This is a genomic window from Mucilaginibacter sp. 21P, from assembly GCF_019331605.1.
GTDB classification, from domain to species: Bacteria; Bacteroidota; Bacteroidia; order Sphingobacteriales; family Sphingobacteriaceae; genus Mucilaginibacter; species Mucilaginibacter achroorhodeus.
The window spans coordinates 1,123,691-1,149,007 of the sequence record NZ_CP063061.1; the positions used below are offsets into that span (position 1 = coordinate 1,123,691).

At 45.8% G+C, this 25,317-nt stretch carries 22 protein-coding genes; 11 read left to right on the forward strand and 11 right to left on the reverse strand.

Annotation, left to right across the window (positions count from 1 at the left end):
* Nucleotides 1-23: 23 nt before the first annotated feature.
* The 3 genes from INP83_RS04905 to INP83_RS04915 all read left to right on the forward strand — a co-directional run bounded on the left by INP83_RS04905 (nucleotide 24) and on the right by INP83_RS04915 (nucleotide 1,930).
* A complete protein-coding gene (locus tag INP83_RS04905; protein WP_146269250.1) occupies nucleotides 24-458 on the forward strand; it encodes a TPM domain-containing protein in 435 nt (144 codons plus the stop codon).
* Nucleotides 459-468: 10 nt separating this feature from the next.
* Nucleotides 469-1,281 (forward strand): YgcG family protein, encoded by an 813-nt coding sequence (locus INP83_RS04910; RefSeq protein WP_219126520.1) that lies wholly within the window; start codon nucleotides 469-471, stop codon nucleotides 1,279-1,281.
* A 97-nt stretch (nucleotides 1,282-1,378) separates the two neighbouring features.
* Nucleotides 1,379-1,930: an NUDIX hydrolase gene (locus INP83_RS04915; RefSeq protein ID WP_219126521.1), complete on the forward strand. Its 552-nt coding sequence runs from the start codon at nucleotides 1,379-1,381 to the stop codon at nucleotides 1,928-1,930.
* A 64-nt stretch (nucleotides 1,931-1,994) separates the two neighbouring features.
* On the opposite strand, the gene INP83_RS04920 is transcribed toward INP83_RS04915, so the two are convergent.
* From INP83_RS04920 to INP83_RS04935, 4 genes are all read right to left on the reverse strand, one after another.
* Entirely contained in the window at nucleotides 1,995-2,252 is a 258-nt protein-coding gene (locus tag INP83_RS04920) for a hypothetical protein (protein WP_219126522.1), read from the reverse strand.
* Nucleotides 2,253-2,297: 45 nt separating this feature from the next.
* A complete protein-coding gene (locus INP83_RS04925; RefSeq protein ID WP_219126523.1) occupies nucleotides 2,298-2,684 on the reverse strand; it encodes a hypothetical protein in 387 nt (128 codons plus the stop codon).
* 16 nt (nucleotides 2,685-2,700) lie between these two features.
* Nucleotides 2,701-3,264, reverse strand: a complete 564-nt coding sequence (locus INP83_RS04930) for a thioredoxin family protein (RefSeq protein WP_219126524.1) — start codon at nucleotides 3,262-3,264, stop codon at nucleotides 2,701-2,703.
* 107 nt (nucleotides 3,265-3,371) lie between these two features.
* Nucleotides 3,372-3,698 (reverse strand): nucleotide pyrophosphohydrolase, encoded by a 327-nt coding sequence (locus tag INP83_RS04935; protein WP_219126525.1) that lies wholly within the window; start codon nucleotides 3,696-3,698, stop codon nucleotides 3,372-3,374.
* Between the two features lie 137 nt (nucleotides 3,699-3,835).
* Here INP83_RS04935 and pdeM point away from each other — a divergent pair, with 137 nt between their 5' ends.
* From pdeM to INP83_RS04950, 3 genes are all read left to right on the forward strand, one after another.
* Entirely contained in the window at nucleotides 3,836-4,501 is a 666-nt protein-coding gene (gene pdeM, locus INP83_RS04940) for a ligase-associated DNA damage response endonuclease PdeM (RefSeq protein ID WP_219126526.1), read from the forward strand.
* Between the two features lie 69 nt (nucleotides 4,502-4,570).
* Nucleotides 4,571-5,002 carry a CBS domain-containing protein gene (locus tag INP83_RS04945; RefSeq protein WP_146269243.1) on the forward strand — a complete coding sequence of 144 codons (432 nt, stop codon included), beginning with the start codon at nucleotides 4,571-4,573 and terminating at the stop codon, nucleotides 5,000-5,002.
* Between the two features lie 70 nt (nucleotides 5,003-5,072).
* Nucleotides 5,073-7,031, forward strand: a complete 1,959-nt coding sequence (locus tag INP83_RS04950) for a beta-galactosidase trimerization domain-containing protein (RefSeq protein ID WP_219126527.1) — start codon at nucleotides 5,073-5,075, stop codon at nucleotides 7,029-7,031.
* On the opposite strand, the gene INP83_RS04955 is transcribed toward INP83_RS04950, so the two are convergent.
* The gene (locus tag INP83_RS04955) at nucleotides 7,028-7,426 is read right to left on the reverse strand and encodes an iron chaperone (RefSeq protein ID WP_219126528.1); all 399 of its coding nucleotides are present in this window, start codon (nucleotides 7,424-7,426) and stop codon (nucleotides 7,028-7,030) included. The two genes, INP83_RS04950 and INP83_RS04955, sit on opposite strands and share 4 nt — an antisense overlap.
* Nucleotides 7,427-7,592: 166 nt before the next feature.
* Between INP83_RS04955 and INP83_RS04960 the strand changes: the two genes are divergently transcribed.
* The gene (locus tag INP83_RS04960) at nucleotides 7,593-9,812 is read left to right on the forward strand and encodes an ATP-binding protein (protein ID WP_219126529.1); all 2,220 of its coding nucleotides are present in this window, start codon (nucleotides 7,593-7,595) and stop codon (nucleotides 9,810-9,812) included.
* Here INP83_RS04960 and INP83_RS04965 read toward each other — a convergent pair.
* Entirely contained in the window at nucleotides 9,809-10,381 is a 573-nt protein-coding gene (locus INP83_RS04965) for a biliverdin-producing heme oxygenase (protein ID WP_219126530.1), read from the reverse strand. The genes INP83_RS04960 and INP83_RS04965 overlap by 4 nt on opposite strands.
* Before the next feature lie 141 nt (nucleotides 10,382-10,522).
* On the opposite strand from INP83_RS04965, the gene INP83_RS04970 reads away from it, so the two are divergent.
* From INP83_RS04970 to INP83_RS04985, 4 genes are all read left to right on the forward strand, one after another.
* Entirely contained in the window at nucleotides 10,523-12,853 is a 2,331-nt protein-coding gene (locus tag INP83_RS04970) for a glycoside hydrolase family 3 N-terminal domain-containing protein (protein ID WP_219126531.1), read from the forward strand.
* Nucleotides 12,854-12,923: 70 nt separating this feature from the next.
* Nucleotides 12,924-14,459 carry a carboxylesterase/lipase family protein gene (locus INP83_RS04975; protein ID WP_219126532.1) on the forward strand — a complete coding sequence of 512 codons (1,536 nt, stop codon included), beginning with the start codon at nucleotides 12,924-12,926 and terminating at the stop codon, nucleotides 14,457-14,459.
* Nucleotides 14,460-14,571: 112 nt separating this feature from the next.
* Complete coding sequence (locus INP83_RS04980; protein ID WP_219126533.1) at nucleotides 14,572-16,122, forward strand: NAD(P)/FAD-dependent oxidoreductase; 1,551 nt, start codon at nucleotides 14,572-14,574, stop codon at nucleotides 16,120-16,122.
* Between the two features lie 45 nt (nucleotides 16,123-16,167).
* Nucleotides 16,168-19,341: an ATP-dependent DNA helicase gene (locus INP83_RS04985; protein ID WP_219126534.1), complete on the forward strand. Its 3,174-nt coding sequence runs from the start codon at nucleotides 16,168-16,170 to the stop codon at nucleotides 19,339-19,341.
* Nucleotides 19,342-19,612: 271 nt separating this feature from the next.
* On the opposite strand, the gene pgl is transcribed toward INP83_RS04985, so the two are convergent.
* The 5 genes from pgl to tal form a co-directional block, all read right to left on the reverse strand.
* Nucleotides 19,613-20,332 (reverse strand): 6-phosphogluconolactonase, encoded by a 720-nt coding sequence (gene pgl / locus INP83_RS04990; protein ID WP_219126535.1) that lies wholly within the window; start codon nucleotides 20,330-20,332, stop codon nucleotides 19,613-19,615.
* Nucleotides 20,333-20,422: 90 nt separating this feature from the next.
* Nucleotides 20,423-21,940, reverse strand: a complete 1,518-nt coding sequence (zwf, locus tag INP83_RS04995; RefSeq protein WP_219126536.1) for a glucose-6-phosphate dehydrogenase — start codon at nucleotides 21,938-21,940, stop codon at nucleotides 20,423-20,425.
* An 86-nt stretch (nucleotides 21,941-22,026) separates the two neighbouring features.
* On the reverse strand, nucleotides 22,027-23,451 hold the full coding sequence (gene gndA / locus INP83_RS05000; RefSeq protein WP_219126537.1) for an NADP-dependent phosphogluconate dehydrogenase: 1,425 nt from the start codon (nucleotides 23,449-23,451) through the stop codon (nucleotides 22,027-22,029).
* Nucleotides 23,435-24,079, reverse strand: coding sequence for an HAD family hydrolase (locus INP83_RS05005; protein ID WP_219126538.1), 645 nt, complete (start codon nucleotides 24,077-24,079; stop codon nucleotides 23,435-23,437). Before INP83_RS05005 ends, gndA begins: the two co-directional genes overlap by 17 nt.
* A 4-nt stretch (nucleotides 24,080-24,083) precedes the next feature.
* The gene (gene tal / locus INP83_RS05010) at nucleotides 24,084-25,178 is read right to left on the reverse strand and encodes a transaldolase (RefSeq protein WP_219126539.1); all 1,095 of its coding nucleotides are present in this window, start codon (nucleotides 25,176-25,178) and stop codon (nucleotides 24,084-24,086) included.
* Nucleotides 25,179-25,317: the final 139 nt, after the last annotated feature.

A 25,317-nucleotide genomic window follows, 5' to 3' on the forward strand; every position in this document is an offset into this window, starting at 1 on the left:
CTCACAATTCACTCATTTACCCCATGGCCGTATTTACTGATGATGAACAGCAGCGCATACAAAAAGCTGTAGCCAATGCCGAGCGGCAAACCTCGGGCGAGATACGCGTTTGCATAGAGAAAACCTGCAGTGATGAGGTGCTTGACCGCGCCGCCAAATACTTTGCCCAACTGGAGATGCAAAAAACGCGACTACGAAACGGTGTATTGATATACGTTGCCACGGTAGACCGTAAATTCGCCATTATCGGAGATGCCGGGATCAACAAGGTTGTCCCTGTCGATTTTTGGGATACTACTAAAGAAGAAATGCTGAGCCAGTTTAAATTTGGTAACCTGGTTGAGGGAATTATTACCGGCGTTACCAAGGCGGGCGAACAACTTAAGCAATACTTCCCACACCAGGCCGGCGACAAAAATGAACTATCTGATGACATTGCCTTCATGGATGGCAACTAAGATCATATCGATGCTAAAAAAACTTTTTCTATCCGTTGGATTGCTGCTTTTAGTAGCAATAACGTTCGCACAGGATATACCGCAGCGTTCCAATACACTGATCACAGATTACACCAATACTCTATCGGAGAGCGATAAGCAAACGCTCGAGCGTAAACTGGTCGCTTACAACGATTCTACTTCTACCCAGATAGCGGTTGTTATGATGCAGTCGACCGGTGAATACGATATTAATCAGTATGCTACTGATCTTTTGCGCAAGTGGGGTATCGGTTCCAAAGAAAAAAACAACGGCGTGTTGGTTCTGGTAGCTTTGAAGGACCGTAAGATGGCTATCGCAACCGGTTACGGCGCCGAAGGCTCGCTTCCGGATATTACCACACAGGAGATTATCCAAAATGATATGAAGCCACGTTTTAGGGAGAATGACTATTACGGTGGGCTTAACGCAGCTACAGATGATATCATCAAAGCCATGCGGGGCGAATATAAATCAGACAAAAAGCCCGGCGGTAAAGATGGCGGCGGCTCAGTTTTGGCTATCATCATCATTGTGGTGGTTGTCCTTATCATCATCTTCCGCAGCCGCGGCGGCGGCGGTGGCGGCGGAAGGCGCATCATAGGTGGCCGCGGTGGTGCCGATCCTTTCTGGTGGTTCCTGGCAGGCAATATGCTCGGCAACAGCGGCCGTAGCAGCGGCAGCGACTGGGGCGGCTTCTCCGGTGGCGGTGGCGGCTGGGGCGGCGGTGATAGTGGCGGCGGCAGCTTTGGTGGGTTTGGCGGCGGAAGCGGCGGCGGCGGCGGTAGCAGCGGCAGCTGGTAGTTTTTGAGATAAAGAGAAAGGCGAAAGCCTTACTGTAAATACATTTAATAGACGCATATCATGCGTCTATTTTTGTTTGGCAACCTATATTTGCACCATGACTGAACTTACCTGGAAAACCTGCTCTTCCACCTATATACACAAAGGCCCATGGGCTACACTACGTACTGATAGATGCGAAATGCCTGATGGCCGCGTTGTAGAAGACTACTATGTGTTGGAATATCCTAACTGGGTAAACGCAGTAGCTATAACAAATGAGGGAAAAGTTTTGATGGTCCGCCAGTACCGCCATGCGGCAAACATAGTATCATTGGAGATACCCGGTGGCGTGATAGACGAAGGTGAAGAACCCTTGGAGGCTATGCGCCGCGAGTTGCTTGAAGAAACAGGCTACCGCTTTGATGACATCGAGTTATTGAACACCGTTTATGCAAATCCATCAACAGCTAACAACAAAACTTTTTGCTACCTGGCAAAGGGCGGCATAAAGGTACAGGAGCAGGACCTGGATGAGCACGAGCACATTGTGGTTGAAGAGTACACCATTGCGGAAGTGAAACAACTACTGGCCGATAATAAAATAGCCCAGGCATTACATTGCACCGGGCTGTTTTATGCGTTAATGAAACTGGGCGAATTACACTAAGTGTTCACGTTCACGCCATGAACGCTTGTGAACGCCGTGAACACTGACCCGTCCTGAAAATAGTTTACAGATCTCCTTTTTGCATTTTTTCTTGGGTATCTTTTAACCCATAAGCTTTATCGCCAAGTTTGGCAACACCGTCATTTACAACCGCCAGGGCTTGTGATTTTTCGCCGAGCTTATAAAGTAACCTTGCATAAACATCAATGTACCAGTTGTTACTTGCGTCATTGCCTGTTGCAAAGGGTTTCGCCCACTGTATAGCTTCCGAATAGCATGCTTTATCGTTGGCAAAAAGCATTACATCGTTAGCATAAGTCATTATTTGATAATGGTTGTTTGCGTATTGTTTGTTGTACGTTGCAGCCTATGCGGTGTAATTTGTCCAGTTGCTCAGATCACGATAATACTGTAGCTTGGCCTTTAACAGCAATTCGTCAGCACATGATGGATAAGCGTTTTTGAGTTTTGTGTATACATCGTTCCAGTTGATGTTTTTATTTACCTCGCCGGTGTAGGTGATCATTCCCCCTCTTTCAACTTTTTTACCGTTGATCCGTTCCATTGGCAATACAATCTCATCAAAAACTATTCTTCCGAACATCATCCCGCTCAATCCCGGATTGTTAACGAGTTGGTCAAATGCTTCTCCATTATCCACTAATATTTTAAAGCCAGGATCGGCAGATGCTTTAGTAGCAAACATGATGAATTCTGCATTCTCTTTAGTGAGAAGATCTTTTTGAGTAGACAAGTATTGATTTAGAACCTCAGGCGCCTGGCCATCCCAGCTTTGTAGCAAAGCTAAGCCGAACGTATGCAAAAAAATCAGGGTTACGGTTACCCTCAGCATAGCGTTTCCTTAAATTGACCAGTTGATTTTTAGGATCTAATCCGTTTTGCAATTTGGTTAAAAAGCTTTTTGCATCCGGCGAGCCTCCGACTATGCTATTTATGAGTTGCCCGTCAGGGCTATAAATAAGATAAGTTGGATATGCGGCTACTTCAGCATCCTTGCCAATTTGTTTTACATCCTTATACCACCGTTTGGTAATGCCATCGTCTGTCTTTGTTTGATCAAACTGCAGGGCAACGCTTATAAACTTATCATTTAGAAAAGAAGCAACTTCCGGCTTGGGCAACACCTCTTTTGCCATTACTTTACAGGGAATGCAGGAGGTGGTGTAACAGTCTATAAATATGTATTTGTTTTCCTTTCTGGCTCTTTCCTTTACCTGTGCCCAGGTAAGGTTATTTTGAAAATTTACGCCCTTTTCCTGCGCGTAGGAGAATGCTGTTGCTAAGCAAAGGCTGATTGTGACAAGCAATTTCATAGGTTATACATTTGGTTTATTGTAAGTTATAGATGTTTTGTGATATAAAAAAATAAACTTGAGCCCAAATCAAAACCTCATATTGTGACAGCTATATTCCGAATAAATCATTTTAACTTATCATTGTTCTTGTGGCGTTCAGCATCACGGATACTTTTCTTCTCCATGTTTTTCTCCAGCGCATCAGTAAGGTCGATACCTGTTTGGTTTGCCAGGCATATCAGCACAAAAAGCACATCGGCCATTTCATCGGCAAGGTTAACATCCGTATCCGACTTTTTAAACGATTGCTCGCCATACTGCCGGGCGATAATACGCGCCACCTCGCCAATCTCTTCCATTAAAATGGCCGTGTTGGTCAATTCATTAAAATAACGTATTCCTGTTGTTTTGATCCAGTTATCTACAAGATGCTGCGCGTGCTTGATTTCCATAAAGCAATATTACAAAAAAGCCCCACCCAAACCCTCCCCGAAAGGGAGGGCTTAAAGATATTCCTTTTGGCACCCTCTCCTTCGGAGAGGGCCGGGGAGAGGCTTCTTCATCCAAAACCCTTATCTTTGCCTTTGATATGACGATAAGTGCGGGTACTCCTTTCCAATTTTTAGATCAGGATCTTTTATTGCTGCCACAAAAAGCTATTTACTGGAAACAGGAAAATGCCTTGATTGCGGCTGATGTACATTTCGGAAAGGTGGGGCACTTCCGCAAGGCTGGTATTGCCATCCCCCGCAATATGGAGCAGGACGACCTGGCCGCACTATCTGATCTGATCTATGAATTTCAACCCGAAAAGATCTACTTCCTTGGCGATCTATTCCATAGCGATATGAATAACGACTGGGATTGGTTTGTACTTTGGCGCAGCCAGTTCCCTAAGGTGGAGATCATCCTGATAAAAGGCAACCACGATATCATAAGCGATAAGCATTACACTGATTTGGGAATCATCCTTCATAAACAATTGCAGATAGGGCCTTTTCTAATGCTGCATCATCCGCTTGCAGATGCAACGCAACAGGCGCCGGGCGGTTATGTGCTTTGCGGCCATATCCATCCCGGGGTAAACCTGGTTGGCCGCGGCAGGCAAAGCGTTACACTGCCTTGCTTCGCCTTTGGTAAAAACCAGGCCATATTACCATCTTTCGGCAAGTTTACCGGCCGGGTGGCCATAATAAGCCATAAAGCAGACAGGATATTTGGCGTGCTTAAAGATAAGGTGATCGCCATCGGATAATAATTTCTACCTAACTGCTTGTTTTTCTACAAGTTATTTGTAACTTAAGGTTCCAACAACCTAGGTTATATGAAAAAAGTTAAGCACATCCTTGCCCGCAAGGGAAGCAATGTTATCGCAGTTGCCGCAGCCACCACCGTATTGGACGTTTTAAAGCTAATGGCCGATAAAAACATCGGCTCGGTAGTGGTAACAGAGAATGGCGGGTATGCCGGCCTGGTTACCGAACGTGATTATGCCCGTAAGATCATATTAATGGGTAAACACTCTGATGATACCACAGCAGGCGAGATCATGAGCAATGGCCTGCCGCACATTACGCCGGATTCTTCTATTGACGATTGCATGCTCATCATGAGCGAACGCAACATCCGTTACCTGCCGGTGTTTGATCGCGAGCAAAACCTTTGCGGTATTGTATCCATCAATGATGTGGTGTATGAGACTATCCACTCGCAAAAAGAAACGATAGAGCAATTGCACAGCTATATCCACACCTAAAGGCTGCTTTTGCAAACCATTAGCGATATGGCAGGTTAATTTATAAGCGTGTTAATCCCGCTTGTACGTAATGAGCCATACAACCAAACAAGAAGCCACTCCTATACTATTTGGTGCCGAAGTTTTTATTGAGCCCGGCCAAAAGCCTGAGGAGATAGACCTTTGGTTTCGCAGATTGAGCGATGCCGGTATGCTGGTAACGCGCATACGCCTGTTTGAAAATTACATGCACCAACCCGATGGCACATGGGATTACACCTTGTTTGACGAGGCTTATAAAGCTGCAGATAAATATGGCGTAAAGGTTTATGGTAACCTGTTCCCGCGTACCGCCTTTACTGACCTGGGCGGATTAAAATTTCCGAAAGATGCAGAGCACCTTATATCCATCTCTAAATATATAGAACATGTGGTGGGTCACTTTAAACATTTCTCATCATGTTATGGCTGGGTGCCGGTGAATGAGCCAGGGGTGGGCTCTTTTCCTCAAGAAGAATTTGCCACCGATAAATACAAAGAGTGGCGCGAAGCACAACAGCAAAACGAGTACAACAGCGGCGGATATGACCGGTTTGATTTTGCCAACGAGCGTTTTCACCTTTACTACAATACCTGGTTTTTGCAATGGCTTACCGATGAGATACACAAGCACCATCCCGGTAGTGTGATCCATGTAAACAATCACGCCATCTTTAAAAACGTAGCCGAATATGATTTCCCGGCCTGGAGGGATTTCCTTACCAGTCTTGGCGGCTCGGCGCATGCAAGCTGGCACTTTGGCTACTTTAACCGGCAAAAGTACGCATTGGCGGTAAACGCCAATTGCGAGATCATCCGGTCAGGGGCGGGGGAAATACCCTGGTTTATGACGGAACTGCAGGGAGGTAACAATACATACAGTGGTTTCCTGGCGCTGTGCCCAACCAAATTTGAGATAGCCCAGTGGTTATGGACGGCCATTGGTGCAGAAAGCCGTGGGGCTATATTCTGGTGCCTAAACCCACGCTCATCAGGCATAGAGGCTGGTGAATGGGCTATGCTCAACTATCACAATGAACCATCAGACAGGTTTATAGCCGCGCAAGAGGTGATAAAAGTGGTGGAAAGCAGTCGCGGCTTTTTTGATAATGCCAAAGAAGTTGAATCCGGCGTGAATATCCTTTACACCCGCGAATCGCTTTGGATAGAGAAAACCTTACAAATGGGCGGCAAAAGCTATGAAGGGCGGGATGAAGGCGGCGTTATGAAATCGGCTATCGCTTATTTTGAGGCGTTGAGTGAAGCTGGCATTCAAACTAACTTTAAGGAGATAAGCGAGTTCGACTTTAATAGGGATAGCTATAAAGGCACAGCGATAATACTGGCGCATCAGATATCCATCCCATCAAAATACTGGCCGCTGCTTACAGCTTTTGTAACCAAAGGCGGCAAACTAATTGCCGATGGCCTAACCGGCTATTATGATGAAAATGCCGTAGCAACCATGCGACTTGGTTTCCCTTTGCGAGAAGTTTTTGGGGCTGACGTATTGGAGTATAAAGCTATTGATAACATAGAAGAATTTACAATGGCTGATGCTTTTCTGCCTGCCTTGCAATGGGTGGGGCAGTTAAAACCAACAACAGCAACACCACTGGCTGAAAGTGATGGCGAAGTTTACGCTACCGTTAACCAAAAGGGGCAAGGCTCAGCATGGTGGCTGCCAACCCTCACCGGCTTGGGCTGCCGCGTTTATGAAGATTACAACCAGTTAAATCAGTTTTTGAAACATGCACTTGATATAAAGGCGCTTAACCTGCCATTTATGTTCAACGAGCCGCAGCCCGGTGTAATGATGAAAGTACTTAACAATGGCAAAGAATACGTAACTATCATCGTCAACAAAAGCGAAAATAGGTGCGAGTTTGCACTGTTAAATAACAAACCAAGCTTGCAGCCCATGGTCTTGTTTGCTAATTGCGGCGGTAAGGCAGGCGGTAATCACATCAGTATAGAAGCAGAAGAAACAATGGTGATCAAGTGGCTTTAATCGCTATTCTTCTTCGCCTTCTTTTTAGCCTGCTTCGCTTCAAAAAGTTCATGATCTTCTTTGATGCGGAATTGTGTAATGCGGGCGACCAGATCCAAAGGCAATGGCTTATCAAACGGAAAACGGATAGTTCCTTTAGATGTATCAAAACTATCTAAATCAGCAGCGAATACCTCTATGGCTTTAGCGCCGGGATAAAAGCCAATATGCTTGCTTTGCGCAGCAAAATAAACCAGCACGCTATGCTGTTTGTAAGCCGGCATACCATAACTTATAGTTTCCTGCGCTTGAGGGGCAGCCTGCTTAATGGTTTCTCGCATCGTGTTCAAAAGTTGCTGGATATCTTCTCCAAAGCTTTTAATGTATGCATCTGTTGACGCTGGTTTCTGCATCATTACGCTGTTATTATGGTGTTGATCTGGGTCTACGCTTCCCTAATTTAAAACAAAAATCCGTCAAATGCGTAAAATACGTATATGTCAAAAAAATTGCAGACTACTTGTTTCGGTCAATAATTTTTTCATATTTGTTTAAAATTTTACTCAGAAAACAAACCGCCCTGTGACTATTGATCTAACCAACTGCGATAGAGAACCTATACACATTCCGGGAAGTATCCAATCTCATGGTTTTTTGATCGCTATTGACCGTAGCGGTGAGATCACTTATCATAGTGAAAATATTAAGAGTTTCCTGCCGGATCTGCCGCCCAATTTATTAGGGCAGAACATTGCATCTATACAGCCTTTGATAGGTAAGAATGAACCGCCTGACTTCATTCTTCAGCTGATAACTTTTGGCAAAACAAACGGCTTTGAACAAACGAACCCTTTCAATACCGACATACGCGGCAACGCTTTTCACCTGATCATATCTGAAAGTGGAGACAACTACCTGTTGGAATTTGAACCGGCACGCTCTGATAACAGCACTGATGTACAACGCACTATAGGGCGTTCCATCTCCGAAATGCTGGCCGATAAAAACCTGCAAAACCTGCTTAACAACAGCGCGGCACAGGTAAGAAACGTGATCGGTTACGACAGGGTAATGGTTTACCGTTTTGCAGATGACGGGCATGGGGAAGTAATTTCAGAATCAAAGAATGATGACCTGGAATCATGGCTGGGCTTGCATTACCCGGCATCTGACATTCCTAAACAAGCGCGTGAGCTGTACAAAAAAAACCTCACCCGCATTATTGTTGATGTTAATGAATTGCCAAGCGCTATTCTTACTTCGGCAGATAATACCGCTGCTTCATTAGATCTTACTAACTCGCAGCTTAGGGCGGTGTCGCCCATCCATATCCAATATTTAAAAAACATGGGTGTGGCCTCAAGCTTCAGTATATCTTTACTTTACAAGCAAGAACTTTGGGGGCTTATTGCCTGCCATAACTATACACCTCGTTTTATTGATTTCCGCTCGCGCGAATCAGCTAAGCTCATTGGTCAGATACTGTCATCAGCCCTTGAATTTAGGCAGGATGAAGAGAACCAGATGGTAACGGAGCGCTACAAAAGCGCCGTTGACCAGCTAAGCCGTTTGATGCTTAAGGACGATAGTATTGAATTTGCCTTAACGGCTAACAACGTTACATTACTTGATGCTACAGATGCAAGCGGTGCGGTACTAATGCTGGAAGGCAACCTGATCAAATTAGGGCAAACACCTAATGACGAGCAACTTAAAGGATTGATAGGCTGGGTAAAGGCAAACATCATAGATTCGTTGTTTTACACCACTAAACTACCGGGCGTTTATCCGCCGGCAAACGAATTTAAAGATGTTGCATCAGGCGTAATGGTCTATACGCTGTCGCGAGAGTTAGACGAGTATGTGATATGGTTTAAGCCTGAGCAACTTAAAACGATAAAATGGGCTGGTAATCCGGATAAACCGGTTGAAGTTGACGCCAACGGGAATCGTACCCTATCGCCACGCAATTCATTTGAAGAATGGTCTGAAACGGTTTCTGCTACGTCCGTACCGTGGAGTAATGAAGAGGTTAAATCTGTAATACGTTTACGCAGCGAACTGGCTTATGCGCTTAACCAAAAGGCGGGCGCTATACGTTTGCTTAACGAGCGCTTAAAACAGGCTTACGAAGAGCTGGATACTTTTAGCTATACCATATCGCACGATCTTAAAAATCCGCTCACGGCTGTTAAAAGTTACGCGCAGATACTGCTTCGCGATAAAACCCTTACACCACAAGCTACAAGGGCCCTGGAGCGAATAAATGCAGGTGCCGATAAGATGAATAATATGATAGCAGAAGTGCTTGATTATTCGCGTATAGGTCGTTCAGATCTGGTTTTTAGTGAAATAGATGCAAAAAGCATGATAGAAGACCACGTAAGGGAGCTTGCAACCGTTTATGAGGTAGCCCCGTCTGTGGTGACCATTAAAAATGCCCCACCCATAACCGGCGACCCGGTAATGATATCGCAGGTGTTTGCCAATGTGATCAGTAATGCTATCAAATACTCCAAAAAATCAGAAAAACAAAAGGTTGTTATTGATGCGACGGAGAACGAACGTGAAATAATTTACGCTATTACTGATAATGGCCTCGGTATCGATATCAAGCATTTGCCGCGCATATTTGAGCTGTTTAACCGTATGGATAACGTAGGCGATATTGAAGGTACAGGTGTTGGTCTGGCTATAGTAAAGCGTATTGTAGAAAAACACCGCGGCAAAATTTGGGCAGATAGCGAGCTTGGAGAAGGAAGCACGTTTTACATAGCCTTCAACAAAAAGGCGAACGACTAAGCGGCCGCCTGCTGCTTGTCAAACCAATCGCCAAACTTTGAGAAGGTTTCATTAGCTGCTGCTATTACAACGGCCTCCTGTTCGGGGTTTTCTGCCTGAGCGTCCATTTTTTCTTTAAAAATGTTCCACATCTCCTCAGTGCGGTCGCCGTAGCCCGAGAAAAAGCTTAAACCGTTACCGTTAAGGCCTAATTGCTGTTCCATCATTTTGCTGATGATCTTTCCGCCTAAGGTAGAACCCTCAATTACATATAGTGCCCCTAAGGCTTCCAAATGGCTTTCAATACGTGGCAGATCATTGCCCTCAGCCTTCGCAGGCACCAGTCCGCCTAAAGCTTCAATATCGTTGGCAATAAATGCAATCTTCCTGCGCTCATCATTATCCGGCAACAGGTTTGAGTCGACATGCTGTTCAATACTTTTTTCCAATCCGCCAAAATAGCCATAGAACATCTTTAACAGATTAATATATCCATCCTTGCTTCGGATAGATCTGAGATTACCAACTAATACCTTTTCTAATATCTGGTGGTTTTGTTTAGTTTCTTCTTTCAGCTTTTCTGATAGCATGTTATTCAAAATTGATAGCAGGTAAAAATAATGAATACTTGCAAGTATCAAATATAATATTTAGCATTGTGTACAACAGACACAATATAAAGGTCTGATAACCAATAAATCCATACCGCTTACCATAAGCTGCTATTCTTTATGAGAAAAAATTACCTGCTGCTGCTCGCATTGCTGCCTGCCATTGCTTCTGCGCAAAATAAATGGTCGGAAACTAAACGTGGCGATATCGCTGTCGTATCAAACCCCAGGGGCCAAACGCTGGGCTATTCCACCACTTCGGGCATTAAAATTATTACGGTTGATGGGTTGGCCTTTAAAGACCTGAATAAGAATGGTAAGCTGGATAAGTACGAAGACTGGCGCCTGCCGGTTGATGAGCGCGCCAAAGACCTTGCAAGTAAACTTAGCGTAGAGCAAATAGCGGGGTTAATGCTTTACAGCCGCCACCAAATGATACCAACCATTCCGGTTGGCCCGTTTGCCGGCACATACAACGGCAAACCTTTCAGTGAAAGCGGCGCAAACCCTTTTGACCTCTCGGATCAGCAACGCAAGTTCTTAAAAGAAGATAACGTGCGCCACGTGCTGATAACATCGGTACAAAGCCCCGAGGTTGCTGCCAAATGGAGCAATAACGTACAGGCTTTTGTAGAAGGCATTGGTTTTGGTATACCTGCCAATAACAGCTCAGATCCGCGTAACGGAACAATTGCCACAGCAGAATATAATGGTGGCGCAGGTGGGGCAATCTCCATGTGGCCGGGCTCTTTAGGCCTTGCTGCAACGTTTGACCCTACCGTTACCCAAAACTTTGGCCACATTGCGGCACAGGAGTACCGCGCTTTGGGTATTGCCACTGCCTTGTCGCCGCAAGTGGATATGGCCAGCGACCCGCGATGGAACCGCGTTAGCGGAACCTTTGGTGAGAACCCTTGGCTGGCTGCCGATATGGCCCGGGCATACATTGATGGTTTCCAAACCTCGATAGGTGACAAAGAGATTAAGGGTGGATGGGGCTATAATAGTGTTAATGCCATGGTTAAGCACTGGCCGGGCGGCGGTGCAGGTGAAGGAGGCCGCGATGCACATTATGGCTTTGGCAAGTATGCAGTTTATCCGGGCAATAACTTTAAGCAGCACATGATACCCTTTACAGAAGGCGCATTTAAACTTGCTGGTAAAACAGGCATGGCAGCTGCGGTAATGCCTTATTATACCATCAGCTTTAACCAGGATACCAAAAACCACGAGAACGTGGCTAACAACTATAATAAGTACATCATTACCGATCTGTTGCGCAACAAATACCATTACGATGGCGTAGTTTGTACCGACTGGCTGGTTACCGGTGATGAAACGGTGATCAATAGCTTTTTGTCAGGTAAATCATGGGGTATGGAAAAGGCGAGTTTAGCCGAACGCCACTATAAAATATTAATGGCCGGTGTTGACCAGTTTGGCGGCAACAATGATATGGCACCTGTACTTGATGCCTACAAAATGGGCGTTAAGGAGCACGGCGAAAAATGGATGCGCGAGCGATTTGAGCAATCAGCAGTGCGTTTGCTTCGCGGCAGCTTCAGAACCGGTCTGTTTGAAAATCCATACCTTGACCCTGAACAAACCAAACAAACTGTTGGCAAGCCCGAGTTTATGGATTCAGGTTACCAGGCCCAGCTTAAATCAATTGTGATGCTGAAGAACAAAGGCGGTGTGTTGCCTCTACAAACCGGCAAAACTGTTTATGTACCAAAGAAATTTACACCTGCAGGCAAAAACTTCCTGGGGATGCCATACCCTGAAAAACTGGAATACCCGGTTAACATGGATATCGTGAAGAAATACTTCAAGGTGACCGAAAACCCTGATGAGGCAGACTATGCTTTGGTATTTGTTGCCAGCCCTATTGGCCATGGCGGATACAACGAAGATGATGCAAAAAACGGCGGCAACGGCTACCTGCCTATCTCTTTACAATATGGCAAGTATACAGCAGATAACGCAAGGGCAACCAGCATTGCCGGCGGCGATCCCTTAGAAAAAACAACTAATCGCAGTTATAAGGGTAAATCGGAAATATCAACCAACGTTACCGACCTGGCTATGGTTAACGATACCCATGCAAAAATGAAAGGCAAACCGGTTATCGTATCTGTAAATATGAACAACCCGATGGTTTTTGGTGAGTTTGAGAAAAATGCCAGTGCCATCATTGTAGACTTTGGTGTGCAAGGCCAGGCGAGCCTGGATATCCTTACCGGAAAAGCTGAGCCATCTGCCCTGTTACCGTTGCAAATGCCGCTGGATATGCAAACCGTTGAAGCTCAGTTTGAGGACGTGCCATTGGATATGAAATGCTACAAAGACTCTGAAGGCCACCTTTACGATTTTGGTTATGGCTTAAACTGGAAAGGCGTTATCAAAGATTCACGCACAGCTAAGTATACAAAAGCCGGTGTAAAGCCGTAAATTGATCTCCACATCCCGCAGAGGCGCTTTAACAGCACTTGCGCCTTTGCGGGAAATCTAAATAATAATCATGAAACGTCTGCTCATCCTGCTTACAGCTTTGCTACCGGCCTTAAGCGCCGCGGCGCAATCGTTAGATGTGGTCAAAACCGATGCGGGCAAAATATCCGGGGCAACCAATGCTGATAAAAGCATTCTCATTTATAAAGGTATTCCGTTTGCAGCACCGCCCGTTGGCAATTTGCGCTGGAAAGCGCCTCAACCGGTAAAGCCATGGCAGGGTGTTAAGGCCTGTACAGATTTTGCCAAAAGCCCTATACAAGCTAAACCCAACGAGTTTGGCGTTTACACCAGGGAGTTTTTGATAAAAGATGAGCCTTTGAGTGAGGATTGCCTTTATCTGAATGTTTGGACTGGCGCTAAGTCACCTGCAGAGAAACGCGCTGTTTTTGTGTGGATCTATGGTGGTGGCTTTGTAAGTGGGGGAACCAATGCACCTATTTATGATGGCGAGGCATTGGCCAAAAAAGGAATCATTGTAGTAAGCATCCCTTACCGTGTGGGGATATTAGGTTTCTTTGCCCACCCCGAGCTAACCAAAGAATCACCCAATCATGCTTCGGGCAATTACGGCCTGATGGATCTTATAGCTGCCTTAAAATGGGTTAAGCGAAACATAGCAGCATTTGGTGGCGATCCGGAGAAAGTTACCATTGCCGGCCAATCTGCGGGGTCGATGAATGTAAACAGCCTGGTGGCATCACCCCTTGCCAAAGGTTTGTTCAGGAATGCCATTGCCGAGAGTGGCGCCAGTTTTATACCCGGACCATTCAGTGGCGTTACGTTGAAAGAAGCAGAGCAGGCAGGCATACAAACTGCAGAGAAGTTAGGCGCAAAATCATTATCAGATCTGCGCAAACTATCAACCAGCAAATTGTTAAAGCAATTTGGTGGCAGGCCTATTATTGACGGCTATGTGTTACCGCAAAGCATTGCCGAAATTTTTGCTGCAGGCAAGGAAAATGCTGTAAACGTGCTTACCGGCTGGAATGAGGACGATGCATTTATAGGCCAGTTAAAGAATGCAGAAACATATCAAACAGATGCTAAGAAACAATATGGCGCTGATGTCGACGAATTTTTAAAACTGTTCCCCGGTACTACCGATGCGCAGGCTGAGCGTTCGCAGATCAACCTCTCCCGCGATATGACGTTCGGGATCCAGAATTATACCTGGGCCAATGTACAGGCCAAAAAGGGTCGGAAGATCTATCTGTACCGGTTTACGCGCAGAATGCCTGCCACCCCGGCGTTTGAAAAGTATGGCGCTTTCCACACGGCCGAAGTACCCTATATTTTTAATAACCTCAAATTTGTCAATCGCCCGTTTGAAGCAGTGGATAAAAAACTGGCCGATGATGCATCATCCTACTGGGTAAACTTTGTAAAAACAGGGAACCCCAACGGTGGCAATCTTCCAAAATGGCCGGTTTACACCATCGAAGACAAGCAGACCATGTACCTCGGCGAACAGCCTGCTGCTAAGCCATTAGCAGATGCGGCAGCCTTGGATTTTTTGATTAAGCGTGCGCTGGAGAAAAAATAAGTGCACAACAGGACGCCTACGGCCGACCTCATTTTAACAAATTGGGGACATGAGTCCAGCTAAACCATTTTCCTTATCTTTGCATTATCCGGGATAAAAACCCGGCGTTATAATGATAAAAGAAGCAGAAATTGTATGCCCGCCCGGGCAGCAGGATGATGAGAATGTTTTAAAAACGCTTGCGTCCGCAGCTCTAAATATCCCGCATAAACGAATAACCGGTGTAAGAGTAGTAAAGCGCTCTATTGATGCCCGTGGCCGCAAGGTGGTTTACCGCATGCAGGTGCAGGTTTTTGTTGATGAACCCTTTAAGGTTGAGCATTATACTCATCAATATCAAAACGTTGCTGACGCCAAACGCGTCATCATCGTAGGTGCCGGCCCGGCGGGGCTGTTCGCTGCCTTGCAGGCCATTGATAACGGTATGAAACCTATTGTACTGGAACGCGGCAAGGATGTTAAGCAACGCCGCCGAGATCTGGCAAACATCAATAAACAGGGCCTGGTTAACCCCGAATCCAACTATTGCTTTGGCGAAGGCGGTGCAGGTACCTACTCTGATGGTAAACTCTACACCCGCTCAACCAAGCGCGGCGATGTAAAGGGCGTATTGGAAACCTTTGTGGCCCACGGCGCTACCGAAGATATTTTGGTTGATGCCCGCCCACATATTGGCACCAATAAATTACCGCAGATCATCACCGCCATGCGTGAGAGTATTGAAAATGCCGGTGGTGAAGTAGTATTTGACGCCAAAGTAGCTTCATTAATTGTGGAGTTTGGCAAGATAAAAGGTGTGCAGTTAGCTAACGGCGAAAAGCTTTTAGCTGATGCGGTGATCCTGGCAACCGGCCACTCAGCGCGAGATATGTTCGAAATGCTGCATCAACAGGATATCCTGATAGAAGCCAAACCTTTTGCTTTGGGTGTCCGTATCGAGCATCCGCAGGAGATCATAGACCGTGCTCAGTACCATTGCGAGTTCCGCGGGCCGGACTTGCCGCCATCTTATTATAGCCTGGTAGAGCAGGTAGATGCTCGCGGGGTGTTCTCATTCTGCATGTGTCCTGGCGGTATCATTGCTCCATGTTCTACAGATGTAGATGAGATAGTAGTAAATGGGTGGAGCCCATCCAAGCGCAACAACCCTTACGCCAATAGCGGTACGGTGGTGCAGATAACTATGGAAGATATTAAAGGTGACATGAACGACCCTTTCCGCATGCTGAAATTTCAGCAGGAAGTGGAACGTATAGCCTTTAAAGCCGGCGGTGGTAACCTGGTTGCACCGGCCCAGCGTATGGTTGATTACGTAGAAGGCCGCTTGTCGCAAGACCTGCCCGATAACTCCTACCTGCCCGGCTGCAAAAGCATCGAACTGAAAGAAGTTTTACCCGGTTGGATTGGCGATCGCCTGCGTAAAGCCCTACCTGCATTTGGGCGCAAAATGAAAGGTTACTATACTAACGAGGCGATATTAGTTGGCGTAGAATCGCGTACATCATCACCGGTAAAAATACCGCGCGACAGGGAAACTTACCAGCATCCACAGGTAGCCGGTTTGTTCCCTTGCGGCGAGGGGGCTGGTTATGCAGGCGGTATCATTTCTGCTGCCATAGATGGTGTTAATTGCGCCGATGGCGCCGCAAAATATTTAGGTTAACAAGCCATTGAGGCAACCACGCCGAAACTTATATTTACTAAAACTATGCAATCTCCACTCAATAAATATAACGAAAAGTTTAAGGCAGCGCTGGCGGGTTTAAATCCTGAGCAGTTGGCCGCCGTAAATAAAATGGATGGCCCCGTGCTGGTAGTGGCCGGGCCGGGTACGGGTAAAACGCAGATCCTTGCGGCTCGTATCGGTAAAATATTGACCGATACCGATGCCCAGCCCAATGAGATATTATGTTTAACCTACACCGATGCGGGTGCGGTTGCCATGCGCAAACGCTTATTCGAGTTTATAGGGCCGGATGCATACCGCATTAACATATATACATTCCACGCTTTTTGTAACGAGATCATCCAGGAGAACCTGGAGTATTTTGGTAAGCTGAATCTGGAAGCATTGTCTGATCTGGAATCGGCCATGCTGTTTCGCGAGTTGGTAGATGAGTTTGGAAACGATCATTTACTAAAACGCTTTACGGGCGATATTTACTTTGACGCACCGCGACTTAAAAAGCTGTTCTCTACCATGAAGACCGAGAACTGGTCGGAAGAGTTGGTGATAAAAGCGGTACAGGATTACCTGGCCGATCTGCCAAACCGTGAGGAGTTTATTTACAAACGCGCCAATCCAAAAGCGGGTATCAAAATAGGCGACCCAAAGCAAAAGGATATCGATAAGGTAACTGAGACAATGCAGAAACTATTGGCTGCCGTTGCCGAATACCGTAACTACGATGCCAAGATGAAAAGCCGCGGCAGATATGATTATGACGATATGATCATGTGGGTGCTCAAGGCTTTCCGCGAGAATGACGAGATACTGCGCCGTTACCAGGAACGCTACCAGTATTTATTGATAGATGAGTTTCAGGACACCAGTGGTTCGCAGAACGAGTTACTCAAATTCCTGCTAAATTATTGGGACACTCCCAATGTGTTTGTAGTGGGCGATGACGATCAATCGATATTCAAATTCCAGGGAGCGAACATGAAGAACATCCTGGATTTTGCCGGTGATTATGTGGATACCCTGCATACCGTGGTATTGAAGCATAATTATCGCTCCAATCAGCATATCCTGGATATTTCCCGCGCGCTTATTAACAATAACCGAGAAAGATTAACAGCGCAGCTTAAGCTTGATAAGAACCTACAAGCCTCGCACCCCCGTTTTAGCAGTGAGGTAGTTACACCATCCATAAAAGAATATGAGAACCCTAATCAGGAACTGGTTGATGTGGCCATGCATATTAAAGGTTTGGTGGCGAAAGGAACAGAACCAGGCGAAATAGCAGTGATCTATCGTAACCACAGCCAGGTTGATGACCTGCTGCATTTCCTGGAAACACAGGGCATCGCCGTAAATACCAAACGCAAGATAGATGTGTTGACTATGCCTTTCGGCGAAAAGATCATCAACATACTGCGTTATCTGGCTATGGAACTTGATTCGCCTTACAGTGGTGATGAATTGCTGTTCGAGATATTGCATTATGATTTCTTTGACATACCGCCGATAGAGATAGCCAAGGCCAGCATTGCCGTATCAAAGGAGAACTTTGCAACGGCAAGTAACAATCAGCCCAAAACCTCACTGCGCCGCTACATCCACGAGATGAAGATACCGGCGCAAACCGATCTGTTCAGCAAGCCGGTGGGCACCAACATGAAGTTCCTGATCAATGATATTGATGAATTACTGACCGGTGCCGTAAGTGTTACGCTGCAGCAGTTGTTTCAGTCGGTGATCTCTAAAATGGGTATCCTTAAATACATTATGCAGCAGCATGATAAGGGCACTTATATGCAGGTATTGACCAGTTTCTTTGATTTTTTAAAGGATGAAAGCCGCAAGAACCCCGAGATAAAACTGGCAGAGCTGATCACCACCATCGACCTGATGCGTAAAAACGGCATCCGCATGGAGCTGAACAAAGTGATATTTTCAGAAAACGGTATCAATTTTTTGACAGCACACGGCTCTAAAGGTTTGGAGTTTGAGCACGTATTCTTTATCGGTTGTGATAAAAAGACCTGGGATGCTAAAGGCCGTAACAACGGTTTCAGCTATCCGGATACTTTAACGCAGTCGGCATCAGAAGATATTGCTTTGAAGGAAGAATCGCGCAGGTTGTTCTATGTAGCATTGACAAGAGCAAAACAATGCCTGAATGTGTCGTACGCTGCTAAAGATAAGAACGGGAAAGACCAGGAGCCATCGCAGTTTGTTGGTGAGATATTGGCCGATACACATTTGCAGGTGAGCTATCCTAAAGTGAGCAGTGATGATATGATAGAATTTATTGCCACGCAATTTAACGAGGCCGACAAACCGGTTGTTGAATTGCTGGACAGGAACTACATCAATCAACTCCTGCAAAATTACACGCTATCGGTGACGCATCTGAATAATTACCTGGATTGCCCGCTGAGGTTTTATTTCCAGTGTTTGATACGCGTGCCTTCGGGTAAAAGTCCGTCGGCAACGTTTGGGCAGGCGGTGCACTGGGCATTAAATAAGGCTTTCCGGCGGTTAAAGGATTTTGGTGATGAGTTTATGCCAACTGAAGAATTTATGAAAGAGTTTCGCTGGTACATGTACCGTAACCGGGATTCGTTCACTAAAGAAGAATTTAAACTGCGCGTGGCCTACGGCGAAAAGATATTGCCGCCATACTACGAGCAAAATATAGTCACCTGGAACAAAGTGACCCGTACTGAGCATAGCATTAAGAACATTGAGGTGCAGGGCGTACCGATTAAAGGAAACCTGGATAAGATAGAATTTAACGGCAAACAGGTAACCGTGGTAGATTACAAAACCGGCCGCGTGCGCAACGCTAAACCCAAACTGGAGCGCCCAACCAATGATGAGCCCAACGGAGGCGACTATTGGCGCCAGGCGGTGTTCTATAAGATATTGGTAGATAACGACCGCACCAATGATTGGGAAGTGGTGGATACCATCTTCGATTTCGTAGAGCCCGAGAAGGAAAACGAATACTACAAAGCCAAGGTAGTGATAACACCGGAGGATATTGAGGAAGTGACCAATCAGATCACCTCAACCTATCAGAAGATCATGAGCCACGAGTTCAGCACCGGCTGCGGCAAAAAAGAGTGCGACTGGTGCCACTTTGTTAAAAGCAATTTTAAACAACCGGAAGGGTTACTGGAAGTTGCTGAAGGGGATGATGTGGTGGAGTAGAAGCATCGGTGTAAACACCAATAACGGATAAATATTTTTGTCATGCTGAGGAACGAAGCATTTATAAACTGTACAAAGCACGCAGTTAAATTCTTCGCTGTTGCTCAGAATGACAAATAGGAATATAAAACGATGTCATTGCGAGCGAGCGTGGCAATCTCAGCGGACAAGCACGCGGATATACCTATGAGATTGCCGCGTCGCTGTCGCTCCTCGCAATGACATGGGGGTATAAAACAAAAAAGCCTTTCGATTTCGGAAGGCTTTTTATTTATCTCTTCTCCAACGCACTCGCTGCAGGTTCATCCAGAAACCATTGGACATCGGTGCTTTTGATCAATTGCGCCGGGTATTCTTCAATGTTGGTATCATCCTCAAGGATGTGTTTAACCGCTTCAGCTTTGCCCTGGCCGTAAACCAGGAAGGCAATATGCTCTGCATTGTTTATCAATGGTGCGGTGAACGTGATGCGGTTCATCTTTACCTCATCAATGTACAATGCCTGTACTGATGCACTTTCATCATGCAACACGCTGGTATGCGGGAACAAAGATGCAGTATGCGAGTTATCGCCTAAGCCAAGTATGATGAGGTCAAATTCGGCTTTTTCGCCATCAAAGAAATCCGCAATTTTTTCGGTGTATTGTTTGGCTGCTTCCTCTGCACCAAGATCCGTCTGCACCGGGAAAACGTTTGCAGGATCAATCCCCAGCGGGTCAAATAAGGTTTGTTTCGCCATCAGATAATTGCTCTGCGAATCGGTTAACGGCACATCGCGCTCATCGCCGAAAAAGAAGAACACTTTGTTCCATTCTATCTTATCGCGGTACTCGCTTGCCAACAGTTCATGCAGCTTTTTAGGCGAACTACCGCCGCTTAAAGCAACCGCAAAACGGCCGTTAGCCTCAATCGCTTCCTTGGCACGATCGGCAAAGTAGGCAGCTAATGCGGCTAAAACTTCGGTATCAGTATTAAAAACATTTAAAGTCATCTCAATTTGAAAATTAGATGATTTGAAAATTTGAAGATTGGCTGATTCATTTTCAAATCGACACATCTTCAAATTTCCAAATCGAATCATTTATTTTTTACCGTTAACCGGCAGGGTGAACCAATTGAAACCATCGCGGGCAATTAGGGCCTCAGCAGATTCAGGACCCCATGAGTCGGCACTGTAGTTAGGGAAGTTGAGGCTCTTTTTGTTCTGCCAAGTGTTCAGGATAGGCATTACCAGTTCCCATGCAGCTTCAACCTGGTCGCCACGCATAAACAGGGTTTGGTCGCCCAGCATGGTATCCAATATCAAAGTTTCATAAGCTTCGGGCGCCTGGTTGGTGTAAGTGCCTTTATAGTCGAACACCATATCAACGGCATTCAGCACCATATCAATACCAGGGCGTTTAGCCTGTACCTGCAAGCGGATGCTCATCTCCGGCTGTATGCTGATGATCAGCCTGTTCTGTTGCCAGCTTTCGGCAGCTTCCGTAGGGAATATCAGGTGCGGTACATCCTTAAACTGTATTGTAATTACCGATGACGACTGGTGCATACGTTTACCTGTGCGCAGGTAGAACGGTACACCTTGCCAGCGCCAGTTATCAATAAAGAACTTGATTGCGGCAAATGTCTCAGTGTTAGATTGAGGATCTACCTTTTGCTCCTCACGGTAGCCCGGTACTTCCTGCCCCTTCATCCAGCCGCTGCCATATTGGCCACGCACTGCCGAATTACGCACATCTTCAGGTGTAAACCTGCGCATAGCGCGTAAAACATCAACCTTGCGGTCGCGCACCTCGTCAGCATTAAAGCTAACAGGTGGTTCCATGGCTATGTGGCAAAGCAACTGCAGCAAGTGGTTTTGGATCATATCGCGCATAGCGCCTGAGCCATCATAATAATCACCACGCTCTTCAACACCCAATTGCTCGGTAACCGAAATTTGCACATGCTCTATGTAATTGCGGTTCCAAAGTGGTTCCATAATAGAGTTGGCAAAGCGGAAAGCCATGATGTTCTGTACTGTCTCCTTACCCAGGTAATGGTCAATTCGGTAGATCTGGCACTCATCAAAAATACCCTTAAGCAATTCATTAAGGTCTTTGGCTGATTCTAAATCATGACCGAAAGGTTTCTCGATAATGATGCGTACGCGGTTCTTATCCTCAGCCAGTTTGGCTTTAGAAATATTTGATGCAATGATAGGGAAGAAGTTTGGCGCCACTGCAAGGTAGAATAACACGTTGGCGGTGGTTTTCCACTCTTTGTTGTGCTTTTCAATACGTTTACCAAACTCTTTATAGGTTTCTGCATCAGTTGCATCAGATACCTGGTAGTATATGTTCGCTGAGAACTCTGCCCATTTTTTTTCATCGGCTTTACCGCTGCGCGAGAACTGGTTAATATCCTTGTGCAGGTTATCGCGGAACTGCTCATCGGTAAGTTTAGTACGGCCGGTACCAATTATTGAAAATTGCGCGGGCATCCAACCATCTAAGAACAGGTTGTAAAGCGCAGGTGCAATTTTACGGGCATTAAGGTCTCCGGTGCCGCCAAAGATGATAAATATGGTAGGATCGGCTTTTGCGTTATTGTTGCTCATTGTTGTGTTTTTTAAGGGTATCAAGTAGTGAGTATCAAGTATCAAGACAAGTAAAGTCTCAATACTTGATACTATTTACTCAGTACTTATTTTTCCGGTGCCCATTGGGTATGGAACGTACCTTCTTTGCCTATAAGCTCATAAGTGTGCGCGCCAAAATAGTCGCGCTGGGCCTGGGTTAGGTTTGATGGTAAACGTTCGGTGCGGAAGGCATCGAAATAGCTTAAAGATGCTGCGTAGCCGGGAGCTGCTATGCCTACTTTAACAGCTGCAGCTACTACCTGGCGTATGGCCGGTATAGTACCTTCAACCAGTCTGGCTACATCCGCATCCAGTAACAGGTGCTTTAAGTTTTTATCCTTGCCGTAGGCATTATAGATATTCTCCAGGAATTTAGAGCGGATGATACAACCACCCCTCCAGATCTTAGCGATCTCATCCAGGTGAAGATCATACTGATACTCTTCAGATGCTCTCGACAGCATGTGCATGCCTTGCGCATAGCTGATGATCATGGTGAAATAGAAAGCGTTTTCCAGAGCTTCTAAAAGCTCTTTATCATCACCCTCAATTTGCTGATGATCATCCTTGCTGTAAATACCTGCGGCTTGTGTGCGTAACTCTTTGTATTTAGACAAGTCGCGCATGGATACGGCAACGTCTACCGTTGGGATAGGTGCCTGCAGATCCATAGCGCTTTGAGAGGTCCACTTACCGGTACCTTTGGCGCGGGCTTCATCTTTAATATCATCAAGCAACAGGTGATCTGTGCCCGGTGCTTTGTATTTGAAAATATCTTTGGTGATATCTAAAAGGAATGATTGCGCACGGCCTTCGTTCCAGTCGGCAAATACTTTACCAATGGCTTCGTTGTCCATTTTAAGACCTTTTTTCATGATCTCGTAGGTCTCTGCCAACAACTCCATTATACCGTACTCAATACCGTTGTGCACCATCTTTACGAAGTGACCGGATGCACCCGGGCCAATGTAGGTAACACAAGGCTCGCCGTTTACCTTTGCGGCAATGGCTTCAAAAATAGGTTTCATTACCGCATAGGCATCTTTATCGCCACCCGGCATCATGCTTGGGCCGCGGCGTGCACCTTCTTCGCCTCCAGACACGCCCATACCGAAGAAATGCAGGCCTTTAGCTTCCAGTTCTTCTACGCGGCGGTTAGTATCGGTAAAGTGCGAGTTACCGCCATCTATTAAAATATCGCCTTTATCAAGCAATGGTGTAAGCTCTTCAATAACGCTGTCAACAGGTTTACCTGCAGGTACCAGCATCATAATGGCACGCGGCGTTTTAAGGTTCTGGATAAATTCCTTTACATCTAAAAAACCCTTAACCTGTAGATCACCACCTTCTTTATTTAGTGAATCTACTTTGCCTGCATCTTTATCATGCCCGGCTACAGCAAAACCGTGGTCTGCCATATTCAGCAGCAAGCTGCGGCCCATAACACCAAGGCCTATCATGCCGAAAGCATATTTATCTGTTGTGCTCATTTTTTGTTGTGTTGAATTCTTTTTTTAAATCTTCAAGTATCTTTTTGGTTGTTTCGAAACCGGTATGCTGGTATGCCCGCATACCCAGTTTACCTGCGGCAATGGCAAACATCTTCCTGTCGTCAAAATAGACACACTCTGATGGTTGCGCCATGGCCACGCCCATTGCCAGTTTAAAAATAGCAGGGTCGGGTTTGCGGATGCCTACTTCACATGAGGAGATAAATGCATCAAACACCTCGTGCAGTTTAAACTTCTTGATGCGGTAATCATTCAGTTCCTTGCCCTCGTTGTTGATGGCCATTATCTTAAAGCCGGATGTTTTTTTCCATTCCTTAAGCCAGCCAAGCATATCCGGCAATTCCTTTGATTGCTCAAACATGAAGTTCTTAAAATCCTCGCGGGTAAATTCACGCGGGTGATTAAAGACAACGGTATCCAGGTAATCATCCAGGTCTACACCGGCGGCCTCGTACACATTAAAGATAAATGTGTGCAGCTCCTTAACCTCGTTATAATCAAGGCCAAATTTTCGTGCAGCTTCCTCGCGCGACTGGTGCCCCCAGCCGTTAGTAAGTAAAACCCCACCAATATCGAAAAACAGGAATTTAACAGATGTTGCTTCCATTAATTTAGTCCTTTTTCTGTTGGTCCTCAATTGCCTTTAAAAGTTTCTCGAAAGGCTTGTTGAACTTATCGATACCTTCATCTTCTAATTTCTGGGTGATCTCATCAAGGTTGATACCTGCAGCTTTTACACGCTGTAAAGTTTCAGTAGCCTGCTCTAAACCAAGCATTAAAGTATCGGCAGCAATACCGTGGTCGCGGAAAGCTTCAATAGTTTCCAAAGGCACGGTATCAACGGTATCAGGGCCAATAAGGGCCTCAACATATTTGGTGTCTTTAAAATCAGGGTTCTTGCTGCTGGTACTTGCCCAAAGCAAACGCTGTGGTTTTGCTCCTTTAGCTTCCAACGCTTTCCAGCGCTCGGTGCTGAATACGCGTTTGTATATTTCGTAGGCTTTTTTAGCAGATGCAATGGCAACTTCGCCTTTAAGGTCGCTCAAGCCCTTTTCTTCCAATAATGGATCGATCATTACATCGATACGGCTTAAGAAGAAGCTGGCCACCGACGAAATGTGCGCAATGTTGTGGCCTGCTGCCAGGTGGTCTTCCAAACCTGCTATGTAAGCCTCGGTAACTTCCTCGTAACGCTGTAAGCCAAACAGCAATGTAACGTTGATATTGATGCCTTTTGCGATTGACTGGCGGATAGCCTGAAGGCCTGGTTTAGTACCGGGGATCTTGATCATCACGTTTTTGCGGTCAACTTTTTTCCAAAGCTCTTCTGCTTGTTTGGCAGTGCCTTCGGTATCTAACGCCAGGAACGGAGATACCTCAAGACTTACGTAACCATCGGCACCCACAACCCCCTCGTTGTAAACTTTATCAAAAAGGTCCGCAGCTGCCTGGATATCTTTAACGGCTAATTCAAAAAACAGATCCTCGGTCTTTTCAGTCGTTTTTCCGAACTCTTTGATATCGGCATCGTAATCTGAACTGCTGGTTATTGCCTTCTCAAATATGGCCGGGTTTGAGGTTACACCTCTAACGCCATCCTCATCAATTAACTTTTGCAGTTTACCTGATGAAATGATCTCGCGGTCGATAAAATCAAGCCAGATGCTCTGACCGAACTCGTGAATTTGCTTTACTTTATTTGCCATGATAAATGTATCTGTATGGTTTTTAATTCGTTAATTATTGTAAGTATAACACTTAGAACAGCCAAATGTGCTGATTAATGTGTTTTATAATGTAATACTAATCTCCTTATTCCGTTTACGCCGTGTCAATTAGCTGTTT

Coding starts and splice junctions, on each gene's coding strand:
- INP83_RS04905 (WP_146269250.1), top strand. CDS start 24: ATGGCCGTATTTACTGATGATGAACAGCAGCGCATACAAAAAGCTGTA.
- INP83_RS04910 (WP_219126520.1), top strand. CDS start 469: ATGCTAAAAAAACTTTTTCTATCCGTTGGATTGCTGCTTTTAGTAGCA.
- INP83_RS04915 (WP_219126521.1), top strand. CDS start 1,379: ATGACTGAACTTACCTGGAAAACCTGCTCTTCCACCTATATACACAAA.
- INP83_RS04920 (WP_219126522.1), bottom strand. CDS start 2,252: ATGACTTATGCTAACGATGTAATGCTTTTTGCCAACGATAAAGCATGC.
- INP83_RS04930 (WP_219126524.1), bottom strand. CDS start 3,264: ATGAAATTGCTTGTCACAATCAGCCTTTGCTTAGCAACAGCATTCTCC.
- INP83_RS04935 (WP_219126525.1), bottom strand. CDS start 3,698: ATGGAAATCAAGCACGCGCAGCATCTTGTAGATAACTGGATCAAAACA.
- pdeM (WP_219126526.1), top strand. CDS start 3,836: ATGACGATAAGTGCGGGTACTCCTTTCCAATTTTTAGATCAGGATCTT.
- INP83_RS04945 (WP_146269243.1), top strand. CDS start 4,571: ATGAAAAAAGTTAAGCACATCCTTGCCCGCAAGGGAAGCAATGTTATC.
- INP83_RS04950 (WP_219126527.1), top strand. CDS start 5,073: ATGAGCCATACAACCAAACAAGAAGCCACTCCTATACTATTTGGTGCC.
- INP83_RS04955 (WP_219126528.1), bottom strand. CDS start 7,426: ATGATGCAGAAACCAGCGTCAACAGATGCATACATTAAAAGCTTTGGA.
- INP83_RS04965 (WP_219126530.1), bottom strand. CDS start 10,381: ATGCTATCAGAAAAGCTGAAAGAAGAAACTAAACAAAACCACCAGATA.
- INP83_RS04970 (WP_219126531.1), top strand. CDS start 10,523: ATGAGAAAAAATTACCTGCTGCTGCTCGCATTGCTGCCTGCCATTGCT.
- INP83_RS04975 (WP_219126532.1), top strand. CDS start 12,924: ATGAAACGTCTGCTCATCCTGCTTACAGCTTTGCTACCGGCCTTAAGC.
- INP83_RS04980 (WP_219126533.1), top strand. CDS start 14,572: ATGATAAAAGAAGCAGAAATTGTATGCCCGCCCGGGCAGCAGGATGAT.
- INP83_RS04985 (WP_219126534.1), top strand. CDS start 16,168: ATGCAATCTCCACTCAATAAATATAACGAAAAGTTTAAGGCAGCGCTG.
- pgl (WP_219126535.1), bottom strand. CDS start 20,332: ATGACTTTAAATGTTTTTAATACTGATACCGAAGTTTTAGCCGCATTA.
- zwf (WP_219126536.1), bottom strand. CDS start 21,940: ATGAGCAACAATAACGCAAAAGCCGATCCTACCATATTTATCATCTTT.
- gndA (WP_219126537.1), bottom strand. CDS start 23,451: ATGAGCACAACAGATAAATATGCTTTCGGCATGATAGGCCTTGGTGTT.
- INP83_RS05005 (WP_219126538.1), bottom strand. CDS start 24,079: ATGGAAGCAACATCTGTTAAATTCCTGTTTTTCGATATTGGTGGGGTT.
- tal (WP_219126539.1), bottom strand. CDS start 25,178: ATGGCAAATAAAGTAAAGCAAATTCACGAGTTCGGTCAGAGCATCTGG.